Annotated in this window: 13 protein-coding genes and 2 pseudogenes; 8 read left to right on the top strand and 7 right to left on the bottom strand. The window is 36.7% G+C overall.

The features are described from left to right. Both IOC57_RS18235 and IOC57_RS18230 read left to right on the top strand, forming a co-directional pair. The coding region (locus IOC57_RS18235; RefSeq protein ID WP_207440010.1) for a hypothetical protein at positions 1-233 on the top strand (233 nt) is incomplete at its 5' end. Positions 234-754: 521 nt separating this feature from the next. Further along, positions 755-1,207: a hypothetical protein gene (locus tag IOC57_RS18230; RefSeq protein WP_207440009.1), complete on the top strand. Its 453-nt coding sequence runs from the start codon at positions 755-757 to the stop codon at positions 1,205-1,207. 402 nt (positions 1,208-1,609) lie between these two features. Here the strand turns inward: IOC57_RS18230 and IOC57_RS18225 are convergent, their stop codons facing one another. Together IOC57_RS18225 and IOC57_RS18220 are read right to left on the bottom strand one after the other, a co-directional pair. Beyond that, positions 1,610-1,924: an MTH1187 family thiamine-binding protein gene (locus IOC57_RS18225; RefSeq protein ID WP_207440008.1), complete on the bottom strand. Its 315-nt coding sequence runs from the start codon at positions 1,922-1,924 to the stop codon at positions 1,610-1,612. 200 nt (positions 1,925-2,124) lie between these two features. After that, positions 2,125-3,501 (bottom strand): aminotransferase-like domain-containing protein, encoded by a 1,377-nt coding sequence (locus IOC57_RS18220; protein WP_207440007.1) that lies wholly within the window; start codon positions 3,499-3,501, stop codon positions 2,125-2,127. A gap of 162 nt (positions 3,502-3,663) precedes the next feature. Here IOC57_RS18220 and IOC57_RS18215 point away from each other — a divergent pair, with 162 nt between their 5' ends. Beyond that, positions 3,664-4,566, top strand: coding sequence for a DMT family transporter (locus IOC57_RS18215; RefSeq protein WP_207440006.1), 903 nt, complete (start codon positions 3,664-3,666; stop codon positions 4,564-4,566). Positions 4,567-4,645: 79 nt separating this feature from the next. Here IOC57_RS18215 and IOC57_RS26030 read toward each other — a convergent pair. Next, positions 4,646-4,729: pseudogene (locus IOC57_RS26030) on the bottom strand (cupin domain-containing protein); the annotation flags it as partial. Positions 4,730-5,503: 774 nt separating this feature from the next. Then, positions 5,504-5,800: pseudogene (locus IOC57_RS18210) on the bottom strand (HU family DNA-binding protein). 290 nt (positions 5,801-6,090) lie between these two features. Here IOC57_RS18210 and IOC57_RS18205 point away from each other — a divergent pair. From IOC57_RS18205 to IOC57_RS18185, 5 genes are read left to right on the top strand one after another with little or no spacing between them, the layout of a single operon-like run. Then, entirely contained in the window at positions 6,091-6,852 is a 762-nt protein-coding gene (locus IOC57_RS18205) for an IclR family transcriptional regulator (protein WP_207440005.1), read from the top strand. Between the two features lie 17 nt (positions 6,853-6,869). Continuing rightward, complete coding sequence (locus tag IOC57_RS18200; RefSeq protein WP_207440004.1) at positions 6,870-7,823, top strand: sugar kinase; 954 nt, start codon at positions 6,870-6,872, stop codon at positions 7,821-7,823. Positions 7,824-7,836: 13 nt separating this feature from the next. Then, on the top strand, positions 7,837-8,463 hold the full coding sequence (locus IOC57_RS18195) for a bifunctional 4-hydroxy-2-oxoglutarate aldolase/2-dehydro-3-deoxy-phosphogluconate aldolase (RefSeq protein WP_207440003.1): 627 nt from the start codon (positions 7,837-7,839) through the stop codon (positions 8,461-8,463). A 50-nt stretch (positions 8,464-8,513) separates the two neighbouring features. Then, complete coding sequence (dgoD, locus tag IOC57_RS18190) at positions 8,514-9,662, top strand: galactonate dehydratase (RefSeq protein ID WP_207440002.1); 1,149 nt, start codon at positions 8,514-8,516, stop codon at positions 9,660-9,662. A gap of 31 nt (positions 9,663-9,693) precedes the next feature. After that, positions 9,694-11,019 carry an MFS transporter gene (locus IOC57_RS18185; RefSeq protein WP_309487730.1) on the top strand — a complete coding sequence of 442 codons (1,326 nt, stop codon included), beginning with the start codon at positions 9,694-9,696 and terminating at the stop codon, positions 11,017-11,019. A gap of 240 nt (positions 11,020-11,259) precedes the next feature. On the opposite strand, the gene IOC57_RS18180 is transcribed toward IOC57_RS18185, so the two are convergent. The 3 genes from IOC57_RS18180 to IOC57_RS18170 all read right to left on the bottom strand — a co-directional run bounded on the left by IOC57_RS18180 (position 11,260) and on the right by IOC57_RS18170 (position 14,720). Further along, a complete protein-coding gene (locus tag IOC57_RS18180; RefSeq protein ID WP_207440000.1) occupies positions 11,260-11,706 on the bottom strand; it encodes an SMI1/KNR4 family protein in 447 nt (148 codons plus the stop codon). A gap of 884 nt (positions 11,707-12,590) precedes the next feature. Then, positions 12,591-12,932, bottom strand: coding sequence for an ArsR/SmtB family transcription factor (locus IOC57_RS18175; RefSeq protein ID WP_207439999.1), 342 nt, complete (start codon positions 12,930-12,932; stop codon positions 12,591-12,593). A 27-nt stretch (positions 12,933-12,959) separates the two neighbouring features. Next, entirely contained in the window at positions 12,960-14,720 is a 1,761-nt protein-coding gene (locus IOC57_RS18170; RefSeq protein WP_207439998.1) for a SulP family inorganic anion transporter, read from the bottom strand. Between the last annotated feature and the right edge of the window lie 126 nt (positions 14,721-14,846).

Raw genomic sequence — 14,846 nt, 5'->3', positions numbered from 1 at the left:
CCATCTTAATAAAGATGGCTTTTACATGGACCCTCCTCTATAATTTTTCTGATAATATACGTAAGGAGACAATAATGTATATATGGAATATTAACAAACTCGTCATGGCTTTACAGGCAGGAACAATAACTAGCAAACAACAGAAAAGATACCGGATAACTTTTTGGCTACTAGTTGCACTTACAGTGTTTTCACTGCCAGGAGTTTATAACCCTTCATTTATGAATGGATAGGATGTTATTGATCTAATTTTATTTATTATTATCAATGTGATTGCTATCTATCTTTTAGTCGGTATTTATAAAAATAGAGGAAGGAAAGAATTAGATTTCTTCTCACCCTTTTTTGGCTTAATGATTCCACTGTTTTTACGTAACAGCTTATGGACCATACTTTTAATTATCATTGGCTCTATTTATATTGTCTTATTTTCCCCCTTATCATTCACTTGAGGAAACTACTATTATCGATGTTAGTATTAATGCTATAGTCGAAATTGTCATGAACATTATGTTTGTTCATTACTTTAAGAAGATATATAACTAGTAAGCACCTATTTTGGTGCTTTTTAATTTGACGTCACAATTTCATTTCATCAACAGTTCCATTCATAGCTTATCGGCATCATGTTTCATTCCAATTAATAAACAAACGAGAATCGAAAATGAAAATATTTTGCCTCTTATCAGGTTCTTAGTACTAATCTCTCTTTCTCCTAATAAACTTTATAAACTAACTATTTAGGAGGGGTGCAATGTTTAATCAAAAACTGGATAGTAATGGTCCACTTATTTGTACAAAAAATGACGTCACTTACCAAAAGTATCATCTTTATAAGGAATCATATGAGCGGGAAGTATTCGTCATAAAAGATTTTGGCGATGACCGCGGTGATACCCATAAAAGTATAGCGTTATTCGAAGCAGTTAAAGATCATTTTGACCGTTTTAAAATCGCAAAAATTGTTAAAGAAATGAATAAAGATAATATTTTACATGATAGCGATCTCATCCTTATAGACAAAAAAGGAAATGAACTTCACCTATCTGGTTGTAACTGCGGGTTTGCTGGAACTGGTTCATATGGGACAGTAGAAGTTTTGAATAAGGCTGGATTCGAGATAGATAGAAGGTTTGTGTTTTGTTCAAAAGGATTCACTCTTTTTCATCCAAATGAAGAAAAAGAACTTTATGGCGAACGTTTATAAGGCATCTATAGCTTGTTTGGAGCCTCGCCTCATATGTAATTATCACTACCTATACTCATGCTCATACAGTTCTGCAAGGTAAATCATGAAGATGTCTATTGCTCAGGTGTCAGAGGTACTTGAAGAATAAAGTATTGATGTTGTATGGATTAAGCACATTTAATATGAAAGGTATGAAATGAGATCTGCTAGCTGGTTCCCATTCATTATATAATAAAAAAGCCTTGGTAACTGAGAAATCAGTGATACCAAGGCTTTAAACATTAGTTTTTCCTTTGACCAGTTTAAAGTAAATTTTAGATGTTTATTTCCTGCGAATACAATATTCAAATTAATACACGGATAAAAAATCAAGGGATTATTCTCATTACATTTTGCGAGACCCATTACTTACAGAAGCTGTTATTCCTCAAGCATGCCCTTCACTCGCTTTACTTTGTCTTCCATCCTGCGTTCTTTATCACGACGGTCATCTATTCGGATATTCGTACAAACTCTAGCAAGACCTTTTTCAAAAGGTACTTCGTGCATCGCTTGAATCACTTCAAACAATTTAGGCAGGTCACCTTCAATGATTGTATTCATGGGTGTCAGCTGAAAACGAATTTCTCCCTTATTTTCATATTGCTTTAATACTCTTTGAATATCTGCCACATAGCTGCTAACACTTGGAGTTTGTGTACCGACAGGAATAACCGTAACATCAACTATTGCCATTCTTATTCACCAATCCTTTTTATGTATTTCAATCAAGAAGCTTACTGAAATCTACCCTATATAGACGGATGTTTTTACTATTATAACTCAAACTTCGTACCTGCGTAATGAGTATAAGCTCCGGTGCTAGTTACCTCTTTATTCTTTATCTTTGTTGCAACTTTTATTTTTCACTACAGGCAGTGAATAACTTCCCCGTCCTAAATAAGTAAAAAGTCATTTGGAGTAATACGTTTTTTTCTACTATTAATTAAAGCAATGCAGTGGGCCAATCGCTCTACCCCTGGTTTAATTTGACTCTCTTTCACTTGAGAGATGCATAATCGAACCAGATTTTCCTTTTTATATTCTGCCAAAAACATTCTAGAGGCATCATCAACATATATATGCTGCTCGTTTAGCATATGAACTACCTGTTTTGCTTTCATATCCTCGGGCAAACTGATGGATAGATAGAATCCGGAAGTGGGTTTAGAAAAAGAAGTATTAGCCGGCAGCAATAATTCACATGCTTCTTGAAGGATTTGCATTTTATTACAATATACCTCTTTAACTTTTTTGAGATGGCTATTAAACATACCGCTTTTCAAATAGATTTCTAGCGCACCTTGAGAAAGTGCTGAACTATTAAAATCGGAACTAAATTTATATCGCAAAAAATTGTTAATCATTAATGGAGGAAGAATGACAGTACCAATCCTTAACCCTGGGAGAAAAATTTTCGAAAAGCTTTTAATATAAATCACTCTCCCAGAAGGATCAAAAGAAAATAAAGGATCTGATTTTGGATTTGGATCGAGGTCTCCTAATATATCATCCTCCACTATATATACATCGTATTTTTCAGCTAACTCAACGATTTTTTCCTTCTCGCTATTCGTGTAACAATGTCCAAGTGGATTGTGAAATCTCGGGATAATATAGAAAAATTTGATATCATTATTTCGGAAAATGTATTCCAGACGATCAAGGTCAATCCCTTCCATTGATAATTCAATTCCAAAAGTAGTGGCTTGATGCAGACTGATGGACTCAATGAACCCGAAATAAGTAGGCTGTTCAATTAGAATATTGTTTTTTCCATTTGGAAATGGCATAGAAACTAATAAATGAAGGGCTTGCTGTGACCCAGATACAACGACTAATCTTTCAGGTTGAGTGAAAACCTGTAAATTTTGCAAATATTTCGCCAACTGCACACGTAGAGAGTAAAGCCCTTGTTGATCAGAGTATGTAAAAAGCTCTTCTTTATAATGGTCAATTGCTTGATTCATACAATGTTGAAATTCCACATAAGGCATAACATTTTTATCTGGACCGGCAGACAAAAAATCAATCACCCCATTTTCTTCCTTTGCTTTTTGATATTCATTCACAACATAGTAGCCGCTTTTAGGAACAGAATAAATCAAATGCTCTTTTTCAAGTTCTACGTATGCTTTAATGACTGTATTTTTGCTACATGAAAAATACTCAGATAACTGACGAACAGAAGGAAGTTTACTGCCTGCAATTAGCGAACCATCTGCTAGCCTAAGCTTAATGTCTTCCATTATCTTCATATACTTCGAGTTCATAAATTGATCTCCCTTCAACTGTACCAGGACAGATAGGTAAAAAAATGGTTTATTTTTAATGAATGTACTCATAGTATGTTAATTATACCAAAACTATTTTTACTATTAGTAAAAAAAATGGTACAGATGTGATACAAAGTATAAAGATTGGGGTTGGAAAAGATGCGGGGAGAAACTAGAGAAAAATTTGGATTAATTTTGGGATTAGTGGGTGTCATCTGTTTTAGCTTAACACTCCCTTCTACAAGTATTGCCGTAGAATATTTTGGGACTACGATCGTTGGTTTAGGAAGAACAGTTGTAGCCGCTATTTTAGTTGCCGTAGTATTGATTGTTCGAAAAGAAAAACTACCTTCCCTTCGCCAATTCAAACGTCTCCTTATTGTTGCTTTTGGTGCAGTTTTAGGATTTCCTCTCCTTACTTCTTGGGCAATGGAATCGTTGCCCGTTTCTCATGGAGCTGTGGAATTAGCCCTGTTACCGTTAGCAACCGCTGGATTTGCTATTTTCAGGGCAGGCGAAATACCATCTCCTAAATTCTGGATCTCGAGTATGGTTAGCTCTTTAGCTGTTATTTTATATGCACTTCATCTTGGATTCGGCCAATTGCAGTTTGCCGATTTTGCTTTACTGGCAGCAGTGGCCATACTGGGACTTAGTTACGCAGAAGGGGGGGAATTAGCGAAAGAATTAGGTAGCTGGCAAGTGATTTCTTGGGCAATAATGATCGGAGCTCCATTTTTCATTATTCCAGTAGGGTTAAACCTGACAACTGAAATGGTGCATGCCCCATTTCATGCATGGATTAGTTTTATTTATCTCGCAGTAATTAGTCAATTTTTAGCATATGTTGCTTGGTATAGCGGAATGGCTATGGGTGGCATAGCAAGAGTTAGTCAGGTCCAATACTTACAACCATTTTTGATGATTCTTTTTGCAACAGTATTTTTAGATGAACCCATCACAATTTTCACACTAGTAATAGCTGTGATAGTTGTCTTTTCTGTTATATTAGGCAAAAATGCTCCTGTATCAAAAAACGGAGCTGTATCAGGGAAAAACTAACTGCTTGATTGGATTCGGTAAAAAATCCCCCATGATTATAGACTTATCTTTTATAGAGAAAAGTATTAATTAACTAGGACATTTGAACAGCCTCTTGACCTTGTTCAATACGTAAAAATTGGTCAACGTTAGGGTGATTTTCTAGACCAATATCTTCAGCAACCTTGCAAATGTTTATTCTCAACGTCCACAGTTTGTAAAATTATCCTATGCACTTGTTAAATGAATGTACTTGAAAAAGATCTATAATAAAAAAGCCCCTGCTCAAATTAAAATGTACCCTTTGTAAAGGACAGCTAAAAAAAGCCTAGGCAGATTGAAAAAGATGATTTCTGTTGTATTGAACGAGACTGCTAAAAAATTCACGTTTAGAGTTAGTAATTGTTTTTCAAACAAAAATAGATCACTTTCTGTTCGATTTTAAACAGGAAGTGATCTATTTCTTTCATATTCCAACAGTTTCGATGGTAGCCTTAGACTTATCTCCCCTTTCACATCCGTAACAAGACCTGTTTTTATAAAGGCTATTTAACTTTTTTTGAATGAGTGATCATGCCATCTTCTTTATCCTTAGAAACGGATTCGGTTTCCATTTTGAATTTCAAAGTAAGACTTGGCTTTTTGCCAGCTTGCATCTGTGAACAGGCTAATCACCCGTCATTTCCAGTGAGGGTAATCTTTAAAGTCGGCCAATCCCCATCCCATTTAAAACATAGTTCCTTACCGTTTGCAGCTATACATTTCCAATTTGAATTTTTGTTCATTTCGCGCCTTCCCAACCTCACTCACAATGAAGAAGTCCAATCGCTACATCAAATTTATGGAATGGAAAGACTGTCCTGACAAATCGTTTGTCTCCTTTAACTTTAAAATACTTTTTCTTTTTTTTGATGCAACAAAAAAAAGCCACATAAATGAACTGCACCCCAGAGTGTTTTTATATCAAACAACTATACTTCTGTTTAACAGCCTCTTTTAATTCCCTACGCGGGTTAAAAGTAGGAAATTTTGATGCCGCAATTTGCATTTCTTCCCCTGTTTGCGGGTCTGCCAGTTCGAGCTGCACGATCACGTAATTCAAATGTCCCGAATTCAACAACTTGGATTTTCCCTTTTTTTACGAGAGTGTTGGAGATCGTTTAAACAATGGGCCCGCTGTTTTTTTAGCGTTTTCTTTTGCTGGTTCTGCTTGAGTTGCTACAGTATTTACTAATTCCTTTTTGTTCTTAGTCAAGCACCCTTTCCATTATTCTTATTTAATATGTAGAGATGACGAAGTAACATATCATCTATGCGTCTGACTAGGTAAATGGAAGCTACATCCCTTTAATTATTGCTCAGAATAGCACTTTGGCGAAAGTCGATATCAGTATTATTCTTAACGGATTTATCATGCTTGAAATTTAAATTTTTTGAAAAATAAAAATTTTATTCTTGATATTTAATATCCCTATGATAATATTAAACCATAAAATCATATATAGGATATTAAATCATATATGTGATTTAAAGGAGAGTAAAAAAATGTCCGTTAAATCTGCAGAAAGAGTTTTAAGAGTGTTTGAATTATTAAGCCAGGAACAGCTTGGTTTAACCATCAAGGAAATTAGTGAATCCTTGTCTTTTCCACAAAGCAGTACTTCTGGACTCATCAGAACGTTGTTAAATGAGGGATATCTCTCTCTCGATTCCTATAATAAATATAAGTTAGGACCAAAGTTGATTCAAATTGGTAGCGCTGCTATGGATTCGTTGGATATTTCCTCTCAAGGCTTGCCTTATTTAAAAAAATTGATGGAGGATGTTCAAGAAACGGTATTCATGGCGGTGTTATCAGAGAATGAACTGGTATATGTTGCGAAAATTGATAACAACCGCTCTATTCGTACTACTGCACAGCCTGGAAGTCAAAAACCCTTATATTGCACAGGTCTCGGAAAGGCTTTTTTGGCCTTTTTACCTCAGCAACAAAGGACTACTATCCTAAATAGTCTTGAATTACGCCCTATCACCGAGCACACCATCACAGACAAAAAGCGGCTTGAACAGCAGCTAACATTGTTTAATGAGCTTGGTTATTCGATAGATGATGAAGAAAATGAAGATGGTTTATTCTGTCTTGCTGCTCCGATTTATGGAACCAACCATACCATTCAAGCAGCCATCAGTGTGGCTGGTCCAAAAGAAAGAATGATTAAGCAAAAGGATTTTATCGTAGGAAAATTGATTTCCACCGCAAAAGACGTTGCAACCAGTATTGGAAATGCAGGGAATAGTCAGTTTTAATGAAACGAGGTGTTCATATGGATGTTGTAAGTTTAGGGGAAACGATGATCTTATTTTCTGCTGAAGAAACGGGACAATTACGATACAACCGGAACTTCACTTCGAGAGTTGCCGGTGCTGAAACGAATACACTTATTGGATTAGCGAAGCTTGGCTATCAAACAGGCTGGATGAGCAGAGTAGGCAAGGATGAGCTTGGAAAACGTATCCTTTCTAGAATACGGGGGGAAGGCGTAGACACTTCTTTTGTAAAAGAAGATGAAAGCGCACCCACAGGTTTGTTTTTAAGAGAAAGAACAACTATCAATAGTTCAAGAGTCTTCTATTACCGAAATCAATCTGCTGCCAGTAAAATGGTCCCTGCAGATATGGATGAAAGCTATATAGCCAAAGCAAAGTTCCTATATCTTACTGGAATCACTCCCGCCCTTAGTGAATCTTGTAAAAATACCGTTTTACATGCCATAGGGATTGCCAAGAAAAATGGTCAAAGAATTGTATTTGACCCCAATGTACGAAAGACGCTTCTTGATGATCAAACAGGTAGAGAAACGTTATTGGAAATAGCAGCAAAGTCCGATATCATTCTTCCAGGAATCTCGGAAGGATACTACTTATTCAAGTCAACAGATTGTGAACAGATAGCGAGAGAATGTAAACAATTAGGTGCTGAAATAGTGATCGTGAAGCTAGGAGAAAAGGGGGCATACTATTCTACTTCAGATAAATCTGGTTATGTACAGCCTTATCCGGTCGCAACGGTAATTGATCCTATTGGTGCTGGCGATGGATTCGCTGCTGGCGTATTATCCGGGATATTGGATGAATTGCCTATTCATGAAGCGGTAAAACGTGGTTGTGCGATAGGCGCAATTGTTACAACTGTAAATGGCGATATTGAAGGGCTTCCAGATAAAGAAACACTTGAAAAATATATGAACCATACTAATAAAGAGGATGTAATCCGTTAAAGGAGTGTTCAGAATGAATGCGCTTACTCGTATTTTTGAGAATAAAATCATATCCATTGTCCGAGGGGCTAAGCCAGAGGATACATTAAAAATTGCAAAGGCTTTGCGCGATGGTGGTATCAGATTAATTGAGATCACACTTAACTCCCCTAATGCGCTAGAATCTATTGAACTAATTTCTCAGGAGCTTGGCGAGGAAATGGTGGTGGGCGCTGGTACGGTATTAGACCCTGAAACAGCCCGAGCAGCCCTCCTCGCAGGTTCAAAATTCATCTTATCTCCAACCGTTCATAAAGAAACCATTAAAATGACGAAAAGATATGGTGCGGTTAGTATACCAGGAGCTTTCACCCCTACAGAAATTCTAACAGCATATGAAATTGGAGGAGATATTATCAAGGTTTTCCCGGCAAGCGTTGGTCCCGGTTATTTTAAGGATATTCGTGGTCCGTTATCTCATATTCCTCTTTTACCTACAGGGGGGGTTACTCTAGACAATATAGCCGAGTTCCAAAAAGCTGGAGTTGTTGGTTTCGGAATTGGCAGCTCGCTCGTCGATGCAAAACAGGAAGTAAATGAAAGGTACTTAATGGAATTGACGCAAAAAGCCAAATCATTTGTTTCTGCTATTCGTTCTTAGGCCATAAAATGCCTATCAACCACTAATAAAACACTAAGGAGAGATTCACTATGAAAATCAAAAGCTATGAATTATTCCAAGTGCCACCTCGTTGGTTATTTTTAAAAATAGAAACTGATGAAGGCATTGTAGGCTGGGGAGAACCTGTCATTGAGGGGAAAGCTGCAACGGTTAAAGCAGCAGTTGATGAATTAATGGAAAATCTAATTGGTAAAGATCCACTTAATATCGAAGATCATTGGAATCTAATGTACAGAGCAGGATTCTATCGTGGAGGACCAATCTTAATGAGTGCGATTTCTGGAATTGATCAAGCTCTTTGGGATATTAAAGGGAAATATTATAACGCCCCGGTCCACCAGCTTCTTGGAGGAAAAGCTAGAGAGTCTATTAAGGTTTATTCTTGGATTGGCGGAGACCGTCCTTCCGATGTTGGAGAAGCAGCTAAGGACGTGGTATCTAAAGGATTCACAGCGGTTAAAATGAATGGGACTGAGGAACTCCAATATGTGGACTCCTATGAAAAAATCGATCAGGTGATAGAAAGAATTGCAGCTGTACGTGAATCAGTAGGCCCACATATTGGAATTGGAATTGACTTTCACGGAAGGGTCCATAAACCAATGGCCAAAATCCTTGTAAAAGAGTTGGAAGCATACAGACCGATGTTCATTGAAGAGCCTGTATTACCAGAAAATAATGAGGCTTTGCGGGAAATTGTGAATCATACTGCGATTCCGATCGCAACCGGTGAAAGAATGTACTCTAAGTGGGATTTTAAAAGGCTGCTTACAGATGGATATGCCGATATTATTCAACCTGATTTATCGCACGCTGGGGGAATAACAGAATGCAAGAAAATCATCTCGATGGCTGAAGCTTTTGATGTGGCGGCTGCTCCTCATTGTCCATTAGGACCGATCGCTTTGGCAGCCTGCCTACAAGTGGATGCTACGTGCCATAATGCGTTTATCCAAGAACAAAGCCTAGGCATTCATTATAACCAAGGCAGTGATTTGCTGGATTACATAATTGATAATCAAGTGTTCAAATACGAGGAAGGCTATGTGAAGATTCCGGATGGAGCAGGATTGGGAATCGAGATAAATGAAGACCATGTGAGAAAAATGACGGAGATTGGTCATAATTGGCGAAACCCTGTTTGGAGACACAAGGACGGTAGTATCGCGGAGTGGTAAAACAACATCTCATATGAAAAAGGTGAGTACAGTGAATAAGAAAATGACAAAAGTTCGTTACGGAATTGTAATGATGCTATTTTTCACCGTAATTATTAACTACATGGATCGAAGTAATATTTCCATTGCAGCACCTTTTATTTCAAAAGAACTAGGATTGGATTCCGTGAGTATGGGGTTAGTCTTTTCTGCGTTCGGCTGGACTTATTGTGCCCTGCAGATTCCAGGCGGGTGGATTTTAGAAAAACTAGGAAATCGTAGAACTCACGCATTTGGAATAGCTGGCTTTTCCATCGCAACGCTTCTACAGGGTTTTGCAAGCGGGTTCTCAGGATTTTTCTTGTTACGGATCGGGCTTGGAGCGTTCGAAGCTCCTGCCTTCCCTACCAACAATAAGGTTGCGGCTAGTTGGTTTCCAGAAAATGAACGAGCAAGAGCCATCTCCATCTACACATCTGGTCAATTTGTAGGACTGGCCTTTTTAACGCCAACATTAGTGTTTCTCCAGCAGTCCGTAGGATGGCGAGGGCTTTTCATTGTAACAGGTATCATAGGGGTGGCTTGGTCCATTTTATGGTATGTTTTATATAGAGATCCACAGCATAGTAAGAACATAAACAAGGCTGAAATGGATTATATCAAAAAAGGTGGAGCTATCGTTGAATCTTCTTCTGGAAATGATGATTCACCTGTTAGAAAAATAGGTAAAAAAGATTTCTTGGCTGTTCTTACAAGCAGAAAACTATGGGGAATATATTTAGGACAGTTTGCAGTAGCTTCCACACTATGGTTTTTCTTAACATGGTTCCCTACTTACCTTGTTGAATACAGAGGCTTAACATTCATTAAGTCTGGTCTTCTGGCTTCCCTACCATTCTTAGCGGCCTTTGTCGGAGTTTTACTCGCAGGCTTCCTATCTGATTTCCTGGTTAAAAAAGGAGTATCTGCGGATATTGCAAGAAAAGTTCCGGTAATATCAGGATTATTGCTTTCCACTTCAATCATTGGAGCGAATTTCGTTGACAATACGAATCTAGTTATTTTATTCATGTGTATCGCCTTCTTTGGAAACGGTTTCGCTTCCATCACCTGGGTGTTTGTTTCATTGCTTGCCCCAAAAAGGCTGATTGGGATTGCTGGAGGTACCTTCAATTTCATTGGTGGTACAGCATCCATTATTATACCGATTGTGATTGGCTTCCTGGCCAAGGGCGGTGATTTTGCTCCCGCACTTACCTTTATTGCCTGTATAACCTTTGCAGGAGCCCTGTCCTACATTTTTTTGGTTGGTAAAATCGAAAGGGTTGAGGACTATGCTGATTTTGATTTACCGAATGGTAAGAAGTTATCGAGCTAATGATGAATGCGTAGAATACCTAAACAAAGCAGTGCATCCCGAAAATTGGGATCCTGCTTCGTTGTTTGTAGATGCCAAGGAATAGGAAAGAAAACTCCCTTTTCCCTAGAGGTTCGGATGAGTATCACTTGGAGAGGCTAGATAATATAGATGTAAATGGGATAATTATCGCCAATACTAGCAATGGTCCGTATAAAAAATTTGAAAGGTTATAACCAATCAAGGGAAATAAAATTAGATTTAATTCGGGATCTTCAGTCCTTCAATAAAAGATTTAAAACTATCTGCAACCTTATAGATATTTTCGTCCTGGCTTGATGGATCCGAATACCACCCTTGATCCCAGAAGTATACCCCTTTTTCCTCATTATTATTTATCAACAGGATTTTACCTGCGCACGTATCACTACCTATTATGATGCAATTCGTATGTAAGTCTTTCTTATACTCCTCATGCCATTTCATCAAATCCAGCTCTTTTTCATTCATATCTATTCCATATAATACTTGTAACGAAACCAGTGTATCTAACGCATCTACATAAAACTTACTGTGTTGCACAGTAGTAGTACCTCCATTATATTCAAGGAGAAATTGTTTATAATCGGCGGGAATTTCAAAATCAATATATCGCTCAAAGTTTTTGATTGCTTGATTTGTGGCTTTTCCGTATCCAGTAATGTTCATTTTATCAACTCCAGTTCAATTTTCTATAAAACATTAAGCCGTACCCTTTTTACGACATAAAATAATTTATTACCATCATCTACCCCTGTTCACCAATACTAAAAAGAAAATGACGAAATTTGTTGAATGAACCTTCCGAAAGTAGTCGAATCATAAAAATTCTTCTGATCATAACAAGTCTAAGTTAAGAACAATACATACTAGTTGATCAAGAGGGAAATATAGTAATCGCCGTTAACAAATATCTGTAGTTCAAGGATAATCTGGGGTTTGCACGAAATATATTTCCAACCAGATTTTCTAGAGCATTAAAAGCTTATGTGAAGCATCTTCTTCGTCTTCTGCCATTTTCTTTTCCTTTATACCAGTCCTTTGGACAATTCATTCATCATTAGCATCTGCCATCTTTTCTAAGTCATCATTCAATGAATCTCTTCTTAGGAACATAGGTACCAATAGCTGTTATTCGTGCTTTAGATTTAATCATTAGATTACACCTCATTTTTCCTTTTTATATAGTATTATTCTTTCGCCTAAATAGGGAAATGGTAATTGAGTATACAATCTTTCTTAAACAAGGTAGTCGGGGCATCCTAATAATAAATTTTCTTAAAAAACAAAAGGCACCCGTTTCCTTTTTAGCGTGAAACAAACGGGCTTTTTGCTTCATTAAAATATATGACCATTCATTTCATGTAAAAATGTTAGCGATAGATTGAGAATAAGAATCAATTACTTTCTAACACCCTTTATCCTGCCGATTCCATTACATACATGGCACTTCAAATTTATAAAAGGAATCTTTGTTTTAATTTTCCCCTTGCCCTTGCAACGATAACATAGTCTTATAATTGACATTTTCGCGCCTCATTTATCGCCTATTCTTATATATTGTCACTATCGCTACCATTGAATTTATCTAACATGGAGATCGTATCAACAAGGTGATTATTAAAAATTTGACGAGCAACATTTAGCAGTTCAATAATCATGGGGTCTCTTAAGGAATAAATTACCCGATTACCATCTTTGGTGCCTGTAACTATATTTTTTGCTCTCAATACAGTTAATTGTTGTGATACTGCTGAACCTTCACTTCCAATAAGATTCTGGATTTCATTTACATTTTTGTCTCCTTCAACTAAAAGTTCAAGAATTTTTATCCTAAGAGGATGAGCAAGAGCTTTAAAAAATTCAGCTTTAAACTGTTGCATTTCTAAGTTCAATATATTTCCCTCACTTTCTAGATACAATTAAGATGTTGTAACTACTTCCTCTTTTTCTTTCATATTCTCATGTGCACCAGAAAGGACCGTACATTCCCTAAAGGCAAAATGTTTACATCCAAGGCATTTGTCCTTATTTAGATGTTTAATTGCAAAATTTATTGCATCTCCAGTATGTTCAAAAAAATGTTCTTCTCCTATACATTCATATAAACCCGTCTTTTTTAACATACTTGTAGGCTGAGGTTTAATACCTGAAAACAATACAATCCCATGTTTTGAAAAATCTTTTATGATACTTGATAAATAAGATTCGCCAGTTGTATCCATAAAAGGGACTTTTCCCATTCTTAAGAGTAAAACCCTCGGTTTAAAGTTGATCGTATTCATTATTGAGTGTTCAAACGCTTGAGCAGCTCCAAAAAACAAAGGACCTTCTACATTATAAATACTAATTTGAGGACAGTCACGAGCAGCTGTCACCATATGGGATTCAACCTTTTTATGTTTATTGTTTGGGTTAGGGAGTGCCTTGACGGTTAGCATCATATCACTCATTCGTTTAGTAAATAAAACTACTGCTAATAAAAGCCCTACTTCAACTGCAACTGTAAGATTAACAAAGACCGTTAATAAAAAAGTAACAACTAAAACCAATGAATCTTCCGTTTTTGTTTTTAACACGTGATAAAATACATGTCTCTCACTCATGTTCCAAGCTACTACCATTAAGATAGGGGCCATACTGGCCAAGGGGATACTTGATGCATAAGGAGCAAGAAGTACTAATACTATCAAAACTACAATCCCATGTATCATTCCGGAAAATGGCGAGATGGCACCAATTTTGATATTTGTTGCTGTCCTTGCTATGGCTCCTGTTGCAGGAATTCCACCAAATAAAGGAGTAATCATATTAGCGATACCTTGACCCACTAATTCCCGATTACTATTATGCTTACTATTTGTCATACCATCAGCGACCACTGCAGATAATAAAGATTCGATACCCCCAAGTAAAGCAATTACAAAAGCTGGACCAATTAATTGTTGTACGCGCTCAAAAGTAAATTCAGGTACATCAAAATGAGGTAAGTTACTTGGAATCTCACCAAATGTTGAGCCAATTGTTGCTACTTGAGTAGGATAAAATATGCTGGCTATTACTGTAGAAAATAATAATCCTATAAGTGGACCTGGAATCCTCGGAAAAAGTTTAGGAGTTAATAAGACCGCAATAAGGCATATTCCAGCAGTTAAAACACTAAAAAAATTAACGGACTGAATATGAATGATAATTTCTCTGATATTACTTAAAAAAGTTTCATGTTTTTCTACCCCTGTAAGACCTAGAAAATTAGCAATCTGACCCACAAAAATGATGGCGGCTATTCCTGATGTGAAGCCTATAGTCACAGGCCTTGGAATAAACTTAATCAATGAACCAAGTCTAAAGATTCCCATTAAAAATAGGATAATACCTGCAAGAAATCCAGCAATTAATAAATTGTCATACCCATAGGTCATGACAATTCCAAATAAAACGGGAATAAAAGCTCCTGTAGGTCCACCAATTTGATACTTTGACCCACCAAACAGGGAAATTAAAATACCTGCAATGATTGTAGTATATATTCCATATTCCGGCTTAACTCCAGAAGCAATTGCAAATGACATACCCAAAGGTATAGCAATGACCCCAACGACTAAACCAGACAAAAGATCCTTTTGAAAATTTTGTAAAGAATACCCACTATATCTCCCAGTAAAAAACCATTTATGTTGCATAATTAACCCTTCTTCATTTATACTATTTTATATATCACTATATCTGATTATTTGAATATACCATGATACGAATGTACACTATTTCCTTATTAATGTCAAAAGAAATTTCAGGTGGAAGAGAAATAC

It is taken from the genome of Bacillus sp. SD075, assembly GCF_017355165.1.
In the GTDB taxonomy this organism is placed as follows: domain Bacteria; phylum Bacillota; class Bacilli; order Bacillales; family DSM-1321; genus Peribacillus.
The sequence above is the reverse complement of the archived record's forward strand: the minus strand, read 5'-3'. Positions and strand labels throughout refer to the sequence as shown.